Here is a 17,882-nt window from a genome sequence, read left to right on the forward strand (position 1 = left end):
AAACGAAACGGGCGCTGACGACGTCGGCAACTCAACGTCTTCAGCGCCCGCTCCTCGCGAAAAGCTTTCGCGGTTCGTCTTACTCGTCTGCCGGCTCCTCGCCGTCGGCGTCGCTCTCGGGCGTACCGGCCAGAATCTGCTCGGAGATCAGACCGGAGTTCTGGCGGATCGAGGTCTCGATCTTGGCGGTGATGTCGGGGTTGGCCTTCAGGAAGGCTTTCGAGTTCTCGCGACCCTGGCCGAGACGCTGGCTGTCATAGGAGAACCAGGCGCCGGATTTCTCGACGATGCCGGCCTTGACGCCGAGATCGAGGATCTCGCCCATCTTGGAGACGCCCTCGCCGTACATGATGTCGAACTCGACCTGCTTGAAGGGCGGTGCCAGCTTGTTCTTGACCACCTTGACGCGCGTGGTGTTGCCGACCACTTCGTCGCGCTCCTTGATCGCGCCGATGCGGCGGATGTCGAGCCGGACGGAGGCATAGAACTTCAGCGCGTTGCCACCGGTGGTGGTCTCGGGCGAGCCGTACATCACACCGATCTTCATGCGGATCTGGTTGATGAAGATCACCATGGTGTTGGACTTGTTGATCGAGGCCGTCAGCTTGCGCAGCGCCTGGCTCATCAGGCGCGCCTGCAGACCCGGAAGCGCATCACCCATCTCGCCTTCGAGCTCGGCCTTCGGCACCAGCGCGGCGACCGAATCAACCACCAGCACGTCCACCGCGCCCGAGCGCACCAGCGTGTCGCAGATTTCCAGCGCCTGCTCGCCGGTGTCGGGCTGCGAGATCAGAAGCTCGTCGATGTTGACGCCGAGCTTGCGGGCATAGACCGGATCGAGCGCATGCTCGGCGTCGATGAAGGCGCAGATGCCGCCCTTCTTCTGCGCTTCCGCCACCGTGTGCAGCGCCAGCGTGGTCTTGCCCGACGATTCCGGCCCGTAGATCTCGACGATGCGTCCCTTGGGCAGACCGCCGATGCCGAGCGCGATATCGAGCCCGAGCGAGCCTGACGACACCGCCTCGATGTCCATCGACCGGTCGTTCTTGCCGAGCTTCATCACCGAGCCCTTGCCGAACTGGCGCTCGATCTGAGAGAGCGCGGCGGCCAGAGCTTTACTCTTGTCCATGGAAGATCCTTCGACGATACGCAGGGCAGTGGCGGACATTGGGTCGTGCTCCTTATGGCGAGGATTCGCGTGAGGGACAAACGATTGGCGAGGCGGCTCGTCGATAAAAGTAGCGTACCCTATTTGTTCTAGGTTCGCAATATGTTCTTTTGCGGATTTGGGGGGTGTCCGTGAGCATCCCCCCAGTCCCCCTCCTCATTCGCGTTGTGCACACAACTGGACAGACGCCGGTCCGTTAATGGTCCTCAATGGGCCATCACCGCACGAACCGTGGCCACTATCGGTGATGAGAACGCCCGATTGCGCTCCCGCCTTCCTCGCACGGAAAGGAGCGCGCCATGCTCAAGCGGCGACGTTTCAAGCAGCAGCTGACGCTTCAAGATCGACTCTCCGCCTGGGTGAAGCAGGTCGAGGAGCAGGCCTCCAGGCTTCCGCCCGGGCCCGAGCGGGACGCCCTGTTCAAGAAGGCCCGCCAGGCCGATGTCGCCAATCATCTGCACGACTGGGTCATATCCCCCGGGCTGCAACCGCCGAAATAACAGGGCTGCCGCAACGTCATTGCCCGGCCGAAGCTGACGCGCATCAAAGACGCATGGCCCGGCCGCCGTCAGAATTCCGTAATCCTGCGGCACCGAACCTTTTCGCGGTCTTGGGCCTTCTCCAGGATGGGACCGCAACTTTGGGGATCTCAGTCATGACGGACAACACGAACCGCGACACGATCAGGCGCAATCCCCTGCTGGAGGCGGCGCAGGAGGAGCTGATGAAGTTCGAGCGCGCGGAAAACGAGTTCCGCAAGAAGGACCGCCAAGAGCGCGCCGCCGAGCTCCACCTTCCCCTGAACGAAATCAAGATCCACTAAACCTGGCCCGGGGGCCGGCGTCCGAAGCTGACAAGGGCGCGCCGGCGATGCGGCTGGCGGCGGCGGGAAGCAGTCGTCCGATCACCGCAAGGTGTCGGCAGCGCAGCTCGAGTCGATTTGAGCGGTTCCACGGGGCGCATCGCGCGCAATGACGGTATCTAAACACTACTCATAAGTCACTGAATGAACAACCGAATTTCCATGCCGCCTACTGTGCATGGGGTTGTTTTCCAGTTTTGAGAATGCGGCATGCCTCGTAACCCGTCATCCGCGGAAAGGCTGCCGCTCGCGCGCCTGTTTTAAAGCAGCGCCAGCAGCACGAGGCCGATCACCAGCACCACGAAGCCAGCCGCTGTCGCGGCGGCGAATGACCGCTCTACGTTATCCATGATGCCACCCCGTGGTCGGCGTGCCACGTTTCCCCCATGGCTGCGCCGAACGATGTGGAATCTTGCCGACCGGTGTGTCCGCAGTTGTGCGAACGGATGTCGAAATTGGGACCGGTGCGGGGCCAGTCTGCGGCCTCGACGCTCGGCCCGGAAATCCGCCGCCTGTCAGGCTGCCGTAAGCGCAGCCGGCTAGAATGATGTGGCTATGGTGTTGCAGCCCAGCACCTCAGCCTCCAATAACTTTTTGCCCCGCCTGGCTCTCCCCAGGCGGGGCTTTTTCATCCGTGCCGGGCGGTTCGCGGATCTCTCTCCTCCTGGGTCAGGAGCAGCGAGAAAGTGCGGATCGCGGGCGCAGCCAGCAGAACGATCGGCAGCATCGCGGCCCATGCGATCAGCCACGACACCATCCAGTGCCCGACGAAGCTCATCGCGCTGCCGGCGGGCAAGCTGGCGATCCCCGCCGCGATCAGCGAGGTCAGTCCGGACTGGATGATTCCGAAGACGAAATGACTGTAGCGGCGGGGAATGCCGAGCATGACCGGGCCCATGTTGTTTCTTGCCGTCGTTCAGACCAAGCAAGGCATATGCCGCCGCTTGCAGGGAAATCAGTGATCCTCGGCGGGGCCCCCCGCGGCCCCGTCCGATCGGCGTACCGGCGCAGCCGGGTGCAGCCCAGGAACTTTGTTCATGGTCGGAGAACCACGGGTATACGACAGCCTTACTGTCTCACGGCCCGGCGTCTTTCGAAAGCCGGCTCCGCTTGTTTCGGCGCACGCGCGCTTTCGAGATATCCCCGAACTATCCGGGGCTTACCGACAGAATTTGCTTGTCTCCGGAATATTGGGACGCCCAACATGTTTGCAGACATGGAGAGTGAATCGTGGGGAGGTCACCATGAATCACAGGGGCATCGAATTCACTGTCGCCAAGACGGCGATTCCCGGAATCTGGCAATGGCAGTTCCGCATCGGCGAGCAGGTCAAGACCGGCAAGACCGAGACGAAAATCGATCTGTTGGCGATCCGGCGCGTGCAGCTGCGCATCGATCGGGAGCTGAAGCGATCGGCCGGGCCGACTGAACCGGCCGGATGAAGGTCGGCGTCGGATGGCGCCTTGTGCCGCCGCGGCTGGCGGCGGAACATCATCCGTAGCCGCCCGGAATTGATCTGACAGTGGTTTGGGATTGGACTGCGCGCGCTCATGGCCCTGGGGGCAAGGCCATCACGCGCGCGATCGGTGCCAGCCATGCCATTGTATTTCTTTCGAATCCGGAATGGCCGTTATTCGGGCTGCGCGGACCAGGCGACGGAATTCGCCGATCGCGATTCGGCCTGGAAAGAGATGACCAATGTCTGCGCCGACATGACCGCCGGCATTGCCCGCAAGCTCCAGGAAAATTCCGAATGGCACATGGAGCTGCTGGACGAGGCCAAGGAGCCCGTGTTCCGGATCCGCATCGTTGCCGAAACCCTCGACTAGCAAGCAGCTTCAATCCGCGCTGGGCAGCCGCCGCATGGTGAATTCGATGTCGCCGCCGGGCAGCTCGCGCCAGGTCTCGACCGCGCTCATATAGCCGGCCTTGGGGTAGCGGGCGAAGAAGGCCTGCGCCCTTTCCCGTGCCGCCGCGCGCGGCAGCGTGAAGGTCTCGCGCAGATAGCCGTCGCCGACCGTTTGGCCCGGCTTGCCGGCGATCTTGCGCCGGCCCGCCATCCGCTCGGCGAGATCCCGCGGACGATCGGCCATGTCCTCCTCCTCTACGCGCTACGCTCCAGCCAAATGTAGGGCGTGGGCCGGACGAAGAGGAGTCCCCTCCCGAAGGCGTTGTGCCGCCCCCGGATGGAGCTGCGGTCAGCTGGCGCCGCTCGTCAGTTGGCGGCGGTGCCGCTCTTGGACTTCTTCGGCGCGCTGGTTGCGGCCGAGGCCTTCGGCGCCGCCGGCTGCTTCGGCGGATCGGAGCGCATGCCGCCCCAGGGATCGTTGGACGTCTTGGAATCCGGGATCTTCTTCAGCGTTTCCTTATAGGCCTTGTCACGCTCGGCTTCCGCGGCCTTTTCCTCGGGGGTCTTGCTCGGGGCGTCCTGCAGCAAATTCAGATTGGGCATTTGCGCATAGGCAGGTCCCGCCAGCACGGCCAGCACCGCGGCCAAACGGAAAAGCTTCATCGTCTACTCCTTGATCATCCATGGAGGCACGGTTCGCCGCGCCTGGTCATCCTTGTCGCGGCCGGTCGCGACCGCCGAGGCCGTCCGGGGCGCCTAGAGCCGATCCGATCTGCACGATTTCGGCGCATGCAGCCAGTCGTCCCAGATCGGACCGCATTTGGTGCACCCGCTCAGCGCGAGGCCGAGCGCGGCCATACAAAAGAGGAGGACACACCGACGCAACATCATCCACCCATACCCCGAGCAAGCCATCATATCGGGCCAAGTCAGGCATTTTCAAGCCGATGGGACCGGCCCCAGACCGGGTGACTTTGCCGCGCCGATGCGCGCACAATGGGCCGAAACATCCGGCAATACAGGAGAGCGCGCCAGCAATGCAAATGCAGCCAGACACCGAATTCGGCCTCTCCGACGCCAGACGCATCCTCGGCGAGATTATTGCGCCCTGGGTCCAGGATCTCAATCTCGCGGTCGAGCGCCTCGAGCACGTGCAGCCGGCGGATGCGCCGGACTGGCAGCCCGGCGCACTCCTGCGCATGCCGTTCTCGGAGCGGCTGTGCCGGAACGGCGGCATGGTCTGCGGCCAGGCCCTGATGGCGCTCGCCGACACCGCGATGGTGATCGCGAACCTCGCGGCCAATCGCGGCTACCGCCCCATGACCACGGTCGACCAGACCACGCATTTCATGCGCGCGGCCTCCTCGTCGGACGTGCTGGCGGACGCGCGCGTGGTGCGGCTCGGGCGCACCATGAGCTTTGGCCGCGTCACGCTGCTCTCGGCGACCGACAACAAACCGATCGCGATGGTATCGAGCGCGTTCGCGATGCTGCCGGGCTGAGCAGCATCTCAAAAGAAGAGAGCCGCGTGGGCGCAAAGCGCACCGCGGCTCTCGATCACGTTCTCATCAAAGCGAGAGATGGAAAGCGCGATTGCGTCCGCGCTTCAGTCGGCAAGCTTCAAAGGTGGCTTCAAAGATTACTTGCCGAGCACTTCGTCGGCCGCGGTGACAATGCTGGCGGTCGGATTCTTTCCGCAATAGGCACCGAACTTCTTGGCGTTCTCGATGAACACGTCAGTGTCGATGATCGCGTTGTCCTCGTCGCCCTTGTACCAGCCGTCCATCCAGGTCAGCACAACCTGGATGTTGTCTTCGCCGCTCTCGAGGAACTGCTTGCAGCTCATGGTCGAAAGGTCCCACTTGACGGCGTGGGCGGGCATCGACGACAGCGAGAACGCTGCGGCGAGCAAAATCGAAAGCGTGGTCTTCATCAGTATCTCCATCGGCGCGTAGCGCCATAAAAGAAGTGCGTGTGGGGAAAGTCGGCGGAGAGATTCTCCGCGTCAACGTCGTAAACGAAGTCTGAAGCGCTGTGCAAGTAGCGCCAGTATTGAGTTTAGTTCAACGTAATTTCTATGCATTACTTCACAATCATCATGTTGGACCAACGCGGATGATCGAGAAGCGTGCAGCGCAGCGGCACCGTGTTTTCAAGGGTGGAACGATCACCTTCGAAAGCAGCGGCATCCCCTGCACCGTGCGAAACATGTCGGCGGGCGGCGCGGCGATCGACCTCGACACCCCCGTCACATTGCCGCAATCGTTCACGCTATCGATCGCGCGCGACGATTTCGTGCGGAATTGTCGCACAGTTTGGCGCAGTGACAAGCGCGTCGGCCTCGCCTTCGAGCAATAGCGCGCGCGATGTGAACGAACGTTCGCATCACATCCACAACACGATTATGATTGCGTGATACGACGACGGCGACGCCAGCGCAGGCTTGCGATCACGAGCGCGGCGATTGCGATTCCGATCGCCGCGGATGCTCCGAAAAATCGTCCACCGGGACGATCGATGGTGCGCGACCACAATGTCGGCGCCTCGCCCGGCCGCGCCAGGCGGAACGCGACCACGCTGTCGCCGATCGAGGTGCCGACTTCGGAGTGGCCGCCGGCGCCGATCGCGACATATTGCTCGCCCTTCCACAGATAGGTCATGGGATTGGCGACGCCGGGCACCGGCAGCCGTCCCTGCCACAGCTCCTTGCCGCTTCGCGCATCGAAGGCGCGCAGATAAGCATCCATCGCGCCGGTGAAGACGAGGCCGCCTGCCGTGACCGCCACTCCGTTGACGAGAGGCGCGCCCCAAGGCAGCGGCGCGCCGAGTGGTGCCAGGTCTTCGGTGGTGCCGACGGTCGAACGCCAGAGGATCTTGCCGGCCTTCAGATCGACCGCAACCATCTCGCCCCAGGGCGGCTTGTTGCAGAGCAGACCGAGCGGCGACATCGCCACCGCGCGCGACATCGCAAACGGCGCGCCGCGCTGCTGGCCGAAATCATGCCCCGGCGGCGGATTGAATCCGGCAGCCTCCGTGCGCGGGATCAGCCTGATGAGATGAACGGCGCGCCCGGTGTTGGCGTAGAGAATCTGGTGGACCGGATCGAAGGCCGCGCTGCCCCAGTTCACGCCGCCGCCGGTGAAGGGAAATTCCAGCGTGCCCCGCACGGAAGGCGGCGTGAACAGACCCTCGTTGCGCGCCTCCGTGAACAGGCGCTCGCAGGACGAGGGGCGCAGTTCCGGCAACAGCGAGAGCGCGTCGTCGGTCGAGATCGCCTGTGATGTCAGCGCCGGCACATGCGTCGGAAATGGCTGCGTCGGCGACAACGTTTCCCCTTCCGCGCCGCCCTGCGGCACCGCGCGTTCTTCCACCGGCCAGACCGGCTTGCCGCTGTCGCGGTCGAGCACGAAGACAAAACCTTGCTTGGTCGGCTGGATCACGACGTCGCGCTGGCCGTCTCCCGCATCGAGGCGCGCAAGCGTCGGCTGCGCCGCCAGATCGTAATCCCAGACGTCGTGGTGCACCGTCTGGAATGCCCATGCGAGCTCACCGGTCTCGATGCGCAATGCGACCACAGAATTGGCATGCTCGTTGTTGCCCGGCCGCTTGCCGCCCCAGAAATCCGGCGACGGCGAAGACGTCGGCAGGAACACCAGGCCGCGCGCCGTGTCGACCGACATCGGCGCCCAGACATTGGCGTGCCCGGCTTCGATGCCGTCACGCTTGAGCGGCTCGAAGCTCCAGCGCGCCCGGCCGGTGCGCGCATCGAACGCACGTACGACGCCGTTCGGCGCATCGACGCGTCGGTTGTCGGAGATCGAGGAGCCGACCACGACGACACCCCGGCCAACGGCGGGCGGCGAGGTGATCTGGAACTCGCCGGGCCATTCCAAGGCAATACCGATATCAAGCTTCACCTCGCCACCATTGCCGAAACCGGCACAGGGAATTCCCGTCTTCGCATCGAGCGCGATCAGGCGGACGTCGTTCGTGCCCATGAAGATGCGCGATCGACAGGCGGCATTCGCGGACGCCTCATCGTCGGTCCAATGGGTGACGCCGCGGCAGACGTAACGATTGGCGGGACGCTGATTGGTCGCGATCTTCGGATCATAACGCCATTTCTGCGCGCCCGAGCCGGGATCGAGCGCAATCACCTCGTTGAAGGGCGAGCAGAAGATCAGGCTGTCCTCGACGAACAGCGGCGTTGCCTGGAATTTGGTTCGCCGCATCACCTGCGGCGGGCGCACCGCGAGATCGCCGGTGCGGAATTCGAAGGCCCGAACCAGATTGCCGACATTGTCGGGCGTGATCTGTTGCAGTGGCGAGAAGCGCGAGCCGCCGGCATCGCCGCCCCAACTCTCCCAGGCCGCGCTTGGCCGCACGGCGATCAACAGCAGCGCAACGAGCCCGATCGGAAATCGCAGGCCGGTCCGCAACGCTCACCTCGCCCTATTTCGGCTTCTTGGCGGGTTCACTCGGGCGGGCTCCGCCCCACGGGTCGTACTTGTCCTTGGGCTCGGGAATGCGCTCAAGCGCGGCCTTGTAGGCTTTCTCGTCGACCTTGGGCTTGTTGTCCGCCGGTTTAGCTGCCTCATTGGGTGGCCGCCGGCCCTGCGCCTGCGCCGGTGCAACCGTCAGCGCCATGACCGCAGCCGCGATGACCAAAATCCTCATTGATGCAACCCCCCTCGTCTGGGGTACAAACTTAGCCTGCAATTCCGGAATATGAAATGCCGCGAGTTCCAGGACCTCCTGGAGACTTCAGCAAATCTTGATCGCCGGGGACTTCGCCGGATCGCATTCCTGCCTATCTGTTGGCCCGCAGGGGACCTTCACGGATGTTACGGATCATTGCTCATGCGGCGCTGCTCGCCGGCGCGCTCGCGCTCGGCGCCTGCGGCTTTGCCGACAGCCGCGCGCCGGTGCCGGAATTCATGCGCATGAAGGAAACCGAGCAGCCGCCGCCTGAACCCGCCCCCGACGTCAAGCGCGTGGTGCGCGAGCAGATCGACGTCGTCTTCCTTGCCACCTCCTATCCGCGCGAGGTGCACGTCGCTGCGCCCCATCGCGAGGTGCGCGGGCCGGGCTGGACCGCCTGCGTCCGGGCCCAGCTCACCTCCGCCACCGGCACCTCGCTCGGCGCCCAGACCTACATCGTGACGATATCAGGCGGAAAAGTGGTCGACCGCCGCCGGGCAGAAGCCGAGGACATCTGCGGAACGGAAACCTACGAGCCGATCTAGCAGCGAATCTGCGTAACAAAGCTCCGGTTCCGGGAAAAACCAGCACCGCAACCGGGAACGATCGCCGCCTCCCCTTCTTGTTACCGCCGAGGGCAGTTTCGGTGGAGGACACGATGAAGACATTTACGATTGCGCTGTTGGCGGGTGTCGGCGCGCTGGCCGCGGCAACCGGTGCCAAGGCGGCGGACATCTATTCGACCAGCGAATACACGAACCCCGATCTCATTCAGGAAGTCCGGCTTGTCTGCGACGACGCCGGCAATTGCTACCGCACCCGCGGCGGCTCGCGCGTGATCGTGCGCGACTCCTACGCGACCATGCCGCGCGATCGCTATTATGAGCGACGCACCTATCGCGACTGGGACGATGGTCCGCGTGCCGGCGTCGGCATCCGGACACCCGGCGTCAGCGTGGGCGTCGGTGTCGGCGACCGCTGGTAGTTGATAGATCGAACACGGACGGGACCGGACGAGACAACTCGCCCGGTCCCGTCGCGTGCTTGACCCAGATCACCACGTCAGGCGGCGACGGATTGCTGCTGGAACTGCTCAAAGGCCGCGATCGCATCGGCGGCGTACATCAGCGACGGCCCGCCGCCCATATAGACGGCCATGCCGAGCGTTTCCTCGATCTCTTCGCGAGTCGCACCGAGCTTGACGAGTGCCTCGGCGTGGAAGCCGATGCAGCCGTCGCAATGCGCGGCGACACCGAGCGCCAGCGCCATCAGCTCCTTGGTCTTCTTGTCCAGCGCGCCGTCACGCGTGGCGGCCTGTGCGAGCACGGAAAATCCCTTCATCGTGTCGGGAATGTCGTTTCGCAGCTTCTTCAGGTTGGCGGAGATGTTTTTGGTGATGTCGACGTAATTCTTGTCCATCGTATCCTCATGAGCTGGATTTGGCTGTGGTCGAAATAGCCTCGCGCGGGGCGCGCAAGGCGATGTAGATCGCGGGGATCACCAGCACGGTCAGCAGCGTCGATGACGCAAGCCCGAACAGGAGCGAAATCGCCAGGCCCTGAAAGATCGGGTCGAGCAGGATGGTCGCCGCCCCGATCATCGCCGCGAGCGCGGTGAGCAGGATCGGCTTGAAGCGGACCGCGCCGGCTTCCAGCACTACTTCGCGAAGCGACTTGCCGTGTGCGCCGCTATGCCGGATGAAATCGACCAGCAGGATCGAATTGCGCACGATGATGCCGGCCAGCGCGATGAAGCCGATCATTGAGGTCGCGGTGAACGGCGCCCCCAGCAGCCAGTGCCCGATCAGGATGCCGATCAGCGTTAGCGGAATCGGCGTCAGGATGACGAGCGGCAAACGGAAGCTCCTGAACTGGGCGACGACCAACACATAGATGCCGAGGATGGCCGCACCGAAGGCGGCGCCCATGTCGCGGAAGGTCACCCAGGTGATCTCCCATTCGCCGTCCCACAGCAGCGTGGGCCGCGACTCGTCCGACGGTTGGCCGTGCAGGTTGATCGCGGGCTTCGGCAGCTTGCCCCAATCATGGGCCTCCACGCGATCGGCAACCGCGAGCATGCCGTAAAGCGGCGCCTCGAAGCGTCCGGCAAGCTCAGCCATCACCATGTCGGCGAAGCGGCCGTCCCGGCGGAAAATCGTCGGCGAACCCTGCTCCATGGTCGCCTTCACGACCTGACCGAGCTCGACCACCGTCTTGCTGCCGGGCAAGGTGTTGGCCGGCACCGGCGTCGAGGCCAGCGCCTCGTCCCAGACCAGATCGCGCTTTCCGAGATGCACCGCGATCTCGATCGGGTTGCGGTCCTCGCCGCGATGCGAATAACCGATCGAGATGCCGCCGAACAGCGCCTGGATGGTGTCGTAGACGTCGCGTTGCTCGACGCCGAAGAATTCGAGCCGGTCCTGGTCGATCGAGAGCCGCAGCCGTGGCCGCTTCTCGCCGATGGAATCGTCGACGTCGACGATGAACGGCACTTCCGCGAACACCTTCTTGAGCTCGGCCGTGACCGCACGGCGTGTGGACGCATCGGGACCGTAGACCTCGGCGAGCAGCGTCGAAAGCACCGGCGGCCCGGGAGGCACCTCGACCACCTTGATGCTGGTGCCTGCGGGCACATCGAGCGCCTTCAGCTTCTCGCGCAGCTCGAGCGCGATCTCATGGCTCGCGCGCTTGCGCTCGCCGCGCGCGGTCAGGTTGACCTGAACTTCGCCGAGCTCGGGCTTCTGGCGCAGATAATAATGCCGCACCAGGCCGTTGAAATTGAAGGGCGCCGGCGTGCCGGCATAGGATTGCAGCGAGGTGACCTCCGGCAATTGCCGCGCGATCTCGGCCGCGCCGAACAGCGTGCGCTCGGTCGCCTCCAGGCTCGCCCCTTCCGGCAGGTCGACGACCACGGCGATCTCGGACTTGTTGTCGAACGGCAGCAGCTTGACGGTCACCGACTTGGTCGCAAACAGCGTCATCGACGCCAGCGTCGCGATGCCGACGCCAAGCAGGAATATCCAGGCCGACCGCTTGCTCCGCACGATCGGCGCGGCGAAGCGCCGGTAGAGCCGGCCGAGCCGGCCTTCATCGTGCGCCGCATGCGCTGAGGCGACCTCGCCCTTCGGCGCGAGCTTGAGCATCAGCCAGGGCGCGACCACCATCGCGACGAAGAACGAGAACAGCATGGCAGCCGACGCGTTGGCCGGGATCGGCGCCATATAGGGGCCCATCAGGCCCGACACGAACAGCATCGGCAACAGCGCTGCGACCACGGTCAACGTCGCGACGATGGTGGGATTGCCGACCTCCGCCACCGCCTCGATGGTCGCCTGCAGGCGCGGCCTGCCGTCGCGCATGCCCCAGTGCCGCGCGATGTTCTCGACCACGACGATGGCGTCGTCGACCAGAATGCCGATGGAGAAGATCAGCGCGAACAGGCTGACGCGGTTGATGGTGTAGCCCATCAGATTGGCGGCGAACATCGTCAGCAGGATCGTCGTGGGAATCACGACGAAGGTCACCAGCGCCTCGCGCCAGCCGATCGCGATCGCAATCAGGACGACGATCGAGACGGTGGCAAGGCCGAGGTGGAACAGCAGCTCGTTGGCCTTCTCGTTGGCGGTCTCGCCGTAATCGCGCGTCACCGTCACCTGGATGTCTTCGGGGATCAGGCGCGACTTCAATCCTTCGAGGCGCTTGGCGATGTTCTCGGACACGACGACCGCATTGGCACCGGCCCGCTTGGCGAGCGCCAGGCTGACAGCGGGCGTCCGCGCCCACTGCCCTCCGGCATCGCGCGAATCCGTCCAGACCCGATGCTCGACGGTGCTCGGGCCGACGACGACGGAGGCGACGTCCTTGACATAGACCGGCCGGCCGTCGCGGCTCGTGATCAGCAGCAATCCGATGTCGGGAATGCCGGACAGCGTCTGCCCCGCCGCGACGTTCCGCACGACGCCGGCGTCGCGAACCTGCCCGGCCAGGAACGAGCGGTTGGCGTCCTTCACCTTGGCCACGAGCTGCTGCAGCGTGATCCCGAACAGCGACAGCTTCTCCGGATCGGGCTCGACGCGGATCTGTTGTGCAGCGCCGCCGGAGATGTAAGTGAGACCGACGTCGTCGACTTTCATCAGCTCCGCGCGAACCTTGTCGGCGAGCTCGTAGATGTCCTTGTCGGTCCAGCGGCTGGCGGCCTCCGGCTTCGGCGACAGCGTCAATACCGTCACCGCAACGTCATTGATTCCCCGGCCGACGATCAGCGGCTCGGGGATGCCGACGGGAATGCGGTCGAGATTGGCGCGGATCTTCTCGTGCACCCGTAGGATGGCGTCCTCGAACTTGGTGCCGACCAGGAAGCGCGCGGTGACCATCACGCGGTCGTCCTCGGTCTGGCTATAGACGTGCTCGACGCCGTCGATGCCCTTGACGATCGACTCCAGCGGCTTGCTCACCAGCTCCACCGCGTCGGGTGCGCGCAGGCCGTCAGCGTTGACGCGGATGTCCACCATGGGAACGCTGATCTGCGGCTCCTCCTCGCGCGGGATCACCACGACGGCGATCAGCCCCACAACGAGCGCCCCGAGCAGGAACAGCGGCGTCAGCGGCGATGCGATGGTCGACCGGGTCAACCGTCCTGACAGACCGAGATTCATGGCCGCACCAATTGGTCACCGACCTGGATGCCCGAGAGGATCTCGAGCCCGTCGGGAAGCGAAGGCGTCGGCATGTCGCGGCCGCGCTGCACCGGCACGTCGATCGTCTGGTCCCCTTTCCGGAGCCGGACGTAGTCGATGCCGAATCGCGTCGTCACATAGCTGGACGGAATGACGAAGGCCGGCCGCGTGCCGCCGGCGATCCAGACCCGCAAGCGATCGCCGACGAAATATTCGCCGAGCCCCTCGACGGTCGCGTCCGCGATGACGCGCCCCTCCTCGATCTGAGGATAGACGAGGTCGATCACGCCCCGTTTCGAGGCTTCTCCCGCCAGCTCTGCGCCATCGACGCGGACCTTGTCGCCGGCCTTCAGGTAGCGCGCGTGGCGCTCCGGCACGCGCAGCCGCAGCTTGAAGTTCTGCTCGGCGACCGTCACGATCGGGTCGCCGGCGAGCACGACGGACCCCAATGTGATCAGCCGCTTCAACACGCGCCCGTCCGCCGGCGCGAGCACCTGGCCCTGGTTGAGCTGCTCGTTGATGACGGCACGCTCCGCAGTCTTGGCGCGCAGTCCGTTGTCGGCGACGTTGAGCGCCGTGCGCTGCTCGTCGAGCTTGACCCGCGGCAGGATACCGCGCTCGACCAGTCCTTCGGTCCGGGTGAAGTCGAGCTGCGCCTGCTTGGCCTGGGCCTGCAGCGCCTCGATCTGTGCGTCGAGCGATTTCATCTGCAGGACGAGCTTCTCGTCGCCGATGGCCGCGATGACCTGGCCTGCGGTGACGCGATCCCCTTCCCGCACCTCGAGCTGAATGACGGTCCCGCCGATGCGGCTACGCGCGGGAACCACGCTGATGCTCTCGACGGTCGCAAACACCGCCTTCTCGTCGGCGACCGTCTGCTGCGCAACGACGAGCGTACTCGCGGCGGCAGCAGGCCCCGCCGGTACTCCGATCGCCGCCCAAGCGGCCAGAAGCCCCAGGCGCGCCAGATATTGCAAAGGACACATCCGTGTCGTCATCGGGTTCATCACACCGCGCAGCGGTGCCCTCTCATTTCATCGACATCGGGCGAAGGCGCGTTGATCTCGCGCAAGGCGCGCCCGCCCGCCGTTTCCTAGGCTTCACTTCGTCCTTGCGGACTTCGGCGCGCAAAACACCTGGTAAAGCGTCTTCAGGATTGCGCGCGCCGGCTCGCTGGCGATCGAATAGAAGATCGTCTGCGCATCGCGCCTGGCGGCGACCAGGCCATCCTTGCGAAGGAGCGCAAGATGCTGGGAGACCGTGGAGTCCCGCAGGCTCAGGAACTCGGCCAGCTCGCCGACCGACCGCTCGCCGTCGATCAGCTGGCAGATGATGAGAAGGCGGTGACGATTCGAGAGCGCCTTGAGCAACTCGCTCGCCTGGTCCGCCGCCCGCTCCATGATCTCGCTATCTATTTTCATACTTGCGTATATACGCAATTACGAATATATAGTCAAGCGCTGCACGACAACCGGCACAGAACCGGTGAAGCGGCGTAATCCAACGGAGGAACCCATGGCGGAGATTGTCGTAGTCGGAGCCGGTCTGAGCGGAACGCTGATGGCCTATGAATTGCTACCCCAATTGAGAAAGGAGGACCGCCTCAGCGTCATCTCCCAAGGCACGGTCTATCATTTCGTGCCCTCGAATCCGTGGGTGGCCGTCGGCTGGCGCAAGCGCGAAGAGATCGAGATCGATCTCGCGGACGTCATGAAACGCAAAGGCGTGCGGCTGCTGACGCAGGGCGCAAAGCGCGTCCACCCGGAGAGGAACCGTGTCGAGCTCGGCGACGGCACCTCGATCGACTATGATTATCTGGTCGTCGCGACCGGTCCTGAACTCGCCTTCGACGAGATCCCCGGCCTCGGTCCGCAGGGCCATACCCAGTCGATCTGCCACGTCGATCATGCCGCGCATGCCCGTGACGCCTTCGAGCAGCTCGCGGCCAATCCCGGCCCGGTCGTGATCGGAGCCGTTCAGGGTGCCTCCTGCTTCGGGCCGGCCTACGAATTTCTCTTCATCCTTGAAACGGAGCTGCGCCGGCGGAAGCTGCGCGACCGCGTCCCGATGACCTTCGTCACCTCGGAGCCGTATATCGGCCACCTCGGTCTCGACGGCGTCGGGGACACCAAGGGTCTTCTGGAAAGCGAGATGCGCGAGAAGCACATCAAGTGGATCACGAACGCCCGCATCGACAAAATCGGCCCCGGCTTGATGTCGGTGGAGGAGTTTTCCGACGACGGCACGTCCCGCAAGGCGCATGAGCTGCCATTCGCCTATTCGATGATGTTGCCCGCCTTTCGCGGCGTCGAGGCGGTGCGCGGCATCGAGAAGCTGACCAATCCGCGCGGCTTCGTCATCGTCGACAAGCACCAGCAGAACCCCGCCTTCCCCAACGTCTTTGCCGTCGGCGTCTGCGTCGCGATTGCGCCGGTCGGCGCGACACCCGTGCCGGTTGGCGTTCCCAAGACAGGCTTCATGATCGAATCCATGGTGACGGCGACCGCGATGAATATCGGCGCCCTGCTCCGCGGCAAGGCGCCGACGGCGCAGCCGACCTGGAACGCGATCTGCCTGGCCGACTTCGGCGATTCCGGCGTCGCCTTCCTCGCGCAGCCGCAGATTCCGCCGCGCAACGTCAATTGGTCCTCCAAGGGCGAATGGGTGCACCTCGCCAAGGTCGCCTTCGAGAAATACTTCCTGCGCAAGATGCGGCGCGGCGAGAGCGAGCCGTTCTACGAGCGTTTCGTTCTCGACAAGCTGAACATCGCCAAGCTCAAGGAGGTCCGAACCGGCACATGAGTAGCATCGTATGCACCGAAGCCAACCCGACCCGTCGTCAAGAAGAAGGAGCCTGCCATGAATGTCGATAAAGCCGTCCTCGCCTTTGCGGGATGCGTCGTCCTGCTCGGTCTCGCGCTGGGCACCTATGTCAATGCGTACTGGTACCTGCTGACGGCGTTCGCCGGGCTGAACATGTTGCAGGCCTCGATCACGGGCTTCTGCCCGGCAGCGATCGTGTTCAGGAAGCTCGGCCTGAGCAGCGGCTGCGCGTTCTCCTGAACGCACGCAGATGCAGCCTGTGATGCGGGGAATTTGCCATGACCGACGACACCTTCATCGAAGGACCTCTCTACGAGAAGCGCAGGAAGGTCTATCCGCAATCGGTCCACGGCCCTTCCGCCGCATCAAATGGGCGATCCTGTGCGTCACGCTCGGGATCTATTATCTCCTGCCGTTCGTGCGCTGGAATCGCGGACCAGGCCTGCCCGACCAGGCCGTGCTGATCGACTTGCCGCATCGCCGCTTCTATTTCTTCTTCATCGAGCTGTGGCCGCAGGAAGTGTATTACTTCACCGGCCTGCTCATCATCGCGGCGATGGCATTGTTCCTGATGAACGCAGTCGCGGGGCGGCTGTGGTGCGGCTATTTGTGCCCGCAGACGGTGTGGACCGATTTGTTCTATGCCGTGGAGCGCTGGGTCGAAGGTGACCGGCGCGAGCGCATGCAGGGCGACAAGCGCTACTGGACGTTCGACCACATCCGAAAGGTCGCGCTCAAGCACTTCCTCTGGATCATGATCGCCTGGTGGACCGGTGGCGCCTGGGTGCTGTATTTCGACGACGCCCCGACGCTGGTGAAGGAGCTCGCTACCTTCCAGGCGCCGCTCATCGCCTATCTCTGGATCGGTATTCTGACCGCAACGACCTATGTCTTTGCCGGCCACGCCCGCGAGCAGATGTGCATCTACATGTGCCCGTGGCCGCGCATCCAGGCGGCCCTGACCGACGAATGGGCCCTCAACGTCACCTATCGCCGCGACCGCGGCGAGCCGCGCATGTCGGTGAAGAAGGCGGAAGCCGCCCGCGCCCACGGTGATTTCGCCGGCGATTGCGTCGACTGCCACCAATGCATCAACGTCTGCCCGACCGGCGTCGACATCCGCCACGGCATCCAGCTCGGCTGCATCCAGTGCGGCCTCTGCATCGATGCCTGCGACAACGTCATGCGCGAGATCGGCCGGCCCGAGGGCCTGATCGGCTACGACACCGACATCAACATGCAGCGCCGGCGCGAAGGCAAGCCGCCGATCTATCGCATCGTTCGCCCGCGCACGCTGATCTATACCGCAGCCATTGCCGTCGTCGGCACCATCATGGTCTACACCCTCGCCACGCGCGCGACGATGGACGTCAACGTGCTGCACGAGCGCAATCCTCTGTTCGTTCAGCTCTCGGACGGCGGCGTGCGTAACGATTACACCGTGCGCATCCTCAACAAGGGCGCACAGCGATCGTTTGCGATCGAGGTCTCCGGGCTGCCCGGCGCGAACATTCGGATTGCGGGCATCGAAGCCGCTCCCGTCGTCGAGGTCGGACAGGACCAGACCCGCGAGGTCAGACTGTCGGTGCAGGTCGGGCCTGCCGATCTGCCGAAGACCTCGCGCGATGTCGAGGTCACGATAACCGATACCGCCGGCGGTGGACGGGCAAGCGCCCGTGATCACTTCCTGCCCGGCGACAAGTAAGGTCTGCGTTGAGCAATCCGGCGCAGGATGCTCAACGAAACGTTAACATTACCGTTCGAATTGGAGCCGCGTACCAACGGTATTTTCCAATCTTTGCGC

21 protein-coding genes and 1 pseudogene are annotated in these 17,882 nt (G+C 64.4%); 11 read left to right on the forward strand and 11 right to left on the reverse strand.

Annotation, left to right across the window (positions count from 1 at the left end; all coding sequences use genetic code 11):
• Nucleotides 1-79: 79 nt before the first annotated feature.
• Entirely contained in the window at nucleotides 80-1,168 is a 1,089-nt protein-coding gene (recA, locus tag GGD65_RS07590; RefSeq protein WP_018316624.1) for a recombinase RecA, read from the reverse strand.
• A gap of 299 nt (nucleotides 1,169-1,467) precedes the next feature.
• Between recA and GGD65_RS07595 the strand changes: the two genes are divergently transcribed.
• Nucleotides 1,468-1,668 (forward strand): hypothetical protein, encoded by a 201-nt coding sequence (locus tag GGD65_RS07595; protein WP_018316625.1) that lies wholly within the window; start codon nucleotides 1,468-1,470, stop codon nucleotides 1,666-1,668.
• A 155-nt stretch (nucleotides 1,669-1,823) separates the two neighbouring features.
• Nucleotides 1,824-1,991: a hypothetical protein gene (locus GGD65_RS07600; RefSeq protein WP_018316626.1), complete on the forward strand. Its 168-nt coding sequence runs from the start codon at nucleotides 1,824-1,826 to the stop codon at nucleotides 1,989-1,991.
• Nucleotides 1,992-2,658: 667 nt separating this feature from the next.
• Here GGD65_RS07600 and GGD65_RS07605 read toward each other — a convergent pair.
• Entirely contained in the window at nucleotides 2,659-2,916 is a 258-nt protein-coding gene (locus tag GGD65_RS07605; protein ID WP_026201701.1) for a DUF2798 domain-containing protein, read from the reverse strand.
• Nucleotides 2,917-3,274: 358 nt separating this feature from the next.
• Between GGD65_RS07605 and GGD65_RS07610 the strand changes: the two genes are divergently transcribed.
• The gene (locus tag GGD65_RS07610; protein WP_026201702.1) at nucleotides 3,275-3,472 is read left to right on the forward strand and encodes a hypothetical protein; all 198 of its coding nucleotides are present in this window, start codon (nucleotides 3,275-3,277) and stop codon (nucleotides 3,470-3,472) included.
• Nucleotides 3,473-3,625: 153 nt separating this feature from the next.
• Nucleotides 3,626-3,859, forward strand: coding sequence for a DUF6894 family protein (locus tag GGD65_RS07615; RefSeq protein WP_018316629.1), 234 nt, complete (start codon nucleotides 3,626-3,628; stop codon nucleotides 3,857-3,859).
• 9 nt (nucleotides 3,860-3,868) lie between these two features.
• Here GGD65_RS07615 and GGD65_RS07620 read toward each other — a convergent pair whose 3' ends face one another.
• Entirely contained in the window at nucleotides 3,869-4,123 is a 255-nt protein-coding gene (locus GGD65_RS07620; protein WP_018316630.1) for a hypothetical protein, read from the reverse strand.
• 122 nt (nucleotides 4,124-4,245) lie between these two features.
• The gene (locus GGD65_RS07625) at nucleotides 4,246-4,542 is read right to left on the reverse strand and encodes a hypothetical protein (RefSeq protein WP_018316631.1); all 297 of its coding nucleotides are present in this window, start codon (nucleotides 4,540-4,542) and stop codon (nucleotides 4,246-4,248) included.
• Between the two features lie 374 nt (nucleotides 4,543-4,916).
• Here GGD65_RS07625 and GGD65_RS07630 point away from each other — a divergent pair, with 374 nt between their 5' ends.
• On the forward strand, nucleotides 4,917-5,381 hold the full coding sequence (locus GGD65_RS07630; RefSeq protein WP_018316633.1) for a PaaI family thioesterase: 465 nt from the start codon (nucleotides 4,917-4,919) through the stop codon (nucleotides 5,379-5,381).
• A gap of 137 nt (nucleotides 5,382-5,518) precedes the next feature.
• Here the strand turns inward: GGD65_RS07630 and GGD65_RS07635 are convergent, their stop codons facing one another.
• Nucleotides 5,519-5,812, reverse strand: coding sequence for an HdeA family protein (locus GGD65_RS07635; RefSeq protein ID WP_026201704.1), 294 nt, complete (start codon nucleotides 5,810-5,812; stop codon nucleotides 5,519-5,521).
• Nucleotides 5,813-5,994: 182 nt separating this feature from the next.
• Between GGD65_RS07635 and GGD65_RS07640 the strand changes: the two genes are divergently transcribed.
• Nucleotides 5,995-6,237 carry a PilZ domain-containing protein gene (locus GGD65_RS07640; protein ID WP_183234795.1) on the forward strand — a complete coding sequence of 81 codons (243 nt, stop codon included), beginning with the start codon at nucleotides 5,995-5,997 and terminating at the stop codon, nucleotides 6,235-6,237.
• A 44-nt stretch (nucleotides 6,238-6,281) separates the two neighbouring features.
• Here GGD65_RS07640 and GGD65_RS07645 read toward each other — a convergent pair whose 3' ends face one another.
• Together GGD65_RS07645 and GGD65_RS07650 are read right to left on the reverse strand one after the other, a co-directional pair.
• On the reverse strand, nucleotides 6,282-8,318 hold the full coding sequence (locus GGD65_RS07645) for a pyrroloquinoline quinone-dependent dehydrogenase (RefSeq protein WP_246783205.1): 2,037 nt from the start codon (nucleotides 8,316-8,318) through the stop codon (nucleotides 6,282-6,284).
• Between the two features lie 13 nt (nucleotides 8,319-8,331).
• Nucleotides 8,332-8,556 (reverse strand): hypothetical protein, encoded by a 225-nt coding sequence (locus GGD65_RS07650; protein ID WP_183234796.1) that lies wholly within the window; start codon nucleotides 8,554-8,556, stop codon nucleotides 8,332-8,334.
• Between the two features lie 164 nt (nucleotides 8,557-8,720).
• On the opposite strand from GGD65_RS07650, the gene GGD65_RS07655 reads away from it, so the two are divergent.
• Entirely contained in the window at nucleotides 8,721-9,125 is a 405-nt protein-coding gene (locus tag GGD65_RS07655; protein ID WP_026201706.1) for a hypothetical protein, read from the forward strand.
• Nucleotides 9,126-9,238: 113 nt separating this feature from the next.
• Nucleotides 9,239-9,565 (forward strand): hypothetical protein, encoded by a 327-nt coding sequence (locus tag GGD65_RS07660; RefSeq protein ID WP_018316638.1) that lies wholly within the window; start codon nucleotides 9,239-9,241, stop codon nucleotides 9,563-9,565.
• A gap of 77 nt (nucleotides 9,566-9,642) precedes the next feature.
• On the opposite strand, the gene GGD65_RS07665 is transcribed toward GGD65_RS07660, so the two are convergent.
• From GGD65_RS07665 to GGD65_RS07680, 4 genes are all read right to left on the reverse strand, one after another.
• Nucleotides 9,643-9,999, reverse strand: a complete 357-nt coding sequence (locus GGD65_RS07665; protein ID WP_183234797.1) for a carboxymuconolactone decarboxylase family protein — start codon at nucleotides 9,997-9,999, stop codon at nucleotides 9,643-9,645.
• 7 nt (nucleotides 10,000-10,006) lie between these two features.
• Nucleotides 10,007-13,234, reverse strand: a complete 3,228-nt coding sequence (locus tag GGD65_RS07670; protein ID WP_183234798.1) for an efflux RND transporter permease subunit — start codon at nucleotides 13,232-13,234, stop codon at nucleotides 10,007-10,009.
• Nucleotides 13,231-14,241 carry an efflux RND transporter periplasmic adaptor subunit gene (locus GGD65_RS07675; RefSeq protein ID WP_183234982.1) on the reverse strand — a complete coding sequence of 337 codons (1,011 nt, stop codon included), beginning with the start codon at nucleotides 14,239-14,241 and terminating at the stop codon, nucleotides 13,231-13,233. Before GGD65_RS07675 ends, GGD65_RS07670 begins: the two co-directional genes overlap by 4 nt.
• Before the next feature lie 114 nt (nucleotides 14,242-14,355).
• Nucleotides 14,356-14,655, reverse strand: a complete 300-nt coding sequence (locus GGD65_RS07680; protein WP_409333947.1) for an ArsR/SmtB family transcription factor — start codon at nucleotides 14,653-14,655, stop codon at nucleotides 14,356-14,358.
• A gap of 115 nt (nucleotides 14,656-14,770) precedes the next feature.
• Between GGD65_RS07680 and GGD65_RS07685 the strand changes: the two genes are divergently transcribed.
• From GGD65_RS07685 to ccoG, 3 genes and pseudogenes are all read left to right on the forward strand, one after another.
• Nucleotides 14,771-16,057, forward strand: coding sequence for an NAD(P)/FAD-dependent oxidoreductase (locus GGD65_RS07685; protein WP_183234800.1), 1,287 nt, complete (start codon nucleotides 14,771-14,773; stop codon nucleotides 16,055-16,057).
• Between the two features lie 57 nt (nucleotides 16,058-16,114).
• Nucleotides 16,115-16,318, forward strand: coding sequence for a DUF2892 domain-containing protein (locus tag GGD65_RS07690; protein WP_183234801.1), 204 nt, complete (start codon nucleotides 16,115-16,117; stop codon nucleotides 16,316-16,318).
• Between the two features lie 38 nt (nucleotides 16,319-16,356).
• A pseudogene (gene ccoG / locus GGD65_RS07695) lies at nucleotides 16,357-17,783 on the forward strand (cytochrome c oxidase accessory protein CcoG).
• The last annotated feature ends 99 nt before the right edge of the window (nucleotides 17,784-17,882 follow it).

Source organism: Bradyrhizobium sp. CIR18 (assembly GCF_014198295.1).
GTDB lineage: Bacteria > Pseudomonadota > Alphaproteobacteria > Rhizobiales > Xanthobacteraceae > Bradyrhizobium.

Bases quoted from the DNA above. Each gene is read 5' to 3' on its own strand.
- recA (WP_018316624.1), bottom strand. From the start codon at position 1,168: ATGTCCGCCACTGCCCTGCGTATCGTCGAAGGATCTTCCATGGACAAG.
- GGD65_RS07595 (WP_018316625.1), top strand. From the start codon at position 1,468: ATGCTCAAGCGGCGACGTTTCAAGCAGCAGCTGACGCTTCAAGATCGA.
- GGD65_RS07600 (WP_018316626.1), top strand. From the start codon at position 1,824: ATGACGGACAACACGAACCGCGACACGATCAGGCGCAATCCCCTGCTG.
- GGD65_RS07605 (WP_026201701.1), bottom strand. From the start codon at position 2,916: ATGCTCGGCATTCCCCGCCGCTACAGTCATTTCGTCTTCGGAATCATC.
- GGD65_RS07610 (WP_026201702.1), top strand. From the start codon at position 3,275: ATGAATCACAGGGGCATCGAATTCACTGTCGCCAAGACGGCGATTCCC.
- GGD65_RS07615 (WP_018316629.1), top strand. From the start codon at position 3,626: ATGCCATTGTATTTCTTTCGAATCCGGAATGGCCGTTATTCGGGCTGC.
- GGD65_RS07620 (WP_018316630.1), bottom strand. From the start codon at position 4,123: ATGGCCGATCGTCCGCGGGATCTCGCCGAGCGGATGGCGGGCCGGCGC.
- GGD65_RS07625 (WP_018316631.1), bottom strand. From the start codon at position 4,542: ATGAAGCTTTTCCGTTTGGCCGCGGTGCTGGCCGTGCTGGCGGGACCT.
- GGD65_RS07630 (WP_018316633.1), top strand. From the start codon at position 4,917: ATGCAAATGCAGCCAGACACCGAATTCGGCCTCTCCGACGCCAGACGC.
- GGD65_RS07635 (WP_026201704.1), bottom strand. From the start codon at position 5,812: ATGAAGACCACGCTTTCGATTTTGCTCGCCGCAGCGTTCTCGCTGTCG.
- GGD65_RS07640 (WP_183234795.1), top strand. From the start codon at position 5,995: ATGATCGAGAAGCGTGCAGCGCAGCGGCACCGTGTTTTCAAGGGTGGA.
- GGD65_RS07650 (WP_183234796.1), bottom strand. From the start codon at position 8,556: ATGAGGATTTTGGTCATCGCGGCTGCGGTCATGGCGCTGACGGTTGCA.
- GGD65_RS07655 (WP_026201706.1), top strand. From the start codon at position 8,721: ATGTTACGGATCATTGCTCATGCGGCGCTGCTCGCCGGCGCGCTCGCG.
- GGD65_RS07660 (WP_018316638.1), top strand. From the start codon at position 9,239: ATGAAGACATTTACGATTGCGCTGTTGGCGGGTGTCGGCGCGCTGGCC.
- GGD65_RS07665 (WP_183234797.1), bottom strand. From the start codon at position 9,999: ATGGACAAGAATTACGTCGACATCACCAAAAACATCTCCGCCAACCTG.
- GGD65_RS07670 (WP_183234798.1), bottom strand. From the start codon at position 13,234: ATGAATCTCGGTCTGTCAGGACGGTTGACCCGGTCGACCATCGCATCG.
- GGD65_RS07675 (WP_183234982.1), bottom strand. From the start codon at position 14,241: ATGTGTCCTTTGCAATATCTGGCGCGCCTGGGGCTTCTGGCCGCTTGG.
- GGD65_RS07680 (WP_409333947.1), bottom strand. From the start codon at position 14,655: ATGGAGCGGGCGGCGGACCAGGCGAGCGAGTTGCTCAAGGCGCTCTCG.
- GGD65_RS07685 (WP_183234800.1), top strand. From the start codon at position 14,771: ATGGCGGAGATTGTCGTAGTCGGAGCCGGTCTGAGCGGAACGCTGATG.
- GGD65_RS07690 (WP_183234801.1), top strand. From the start codon at position 16,115: ATGAATGTCGATAAAGCCGTCCTCGCCTTTGCGGGATGCGTCGTCCTG.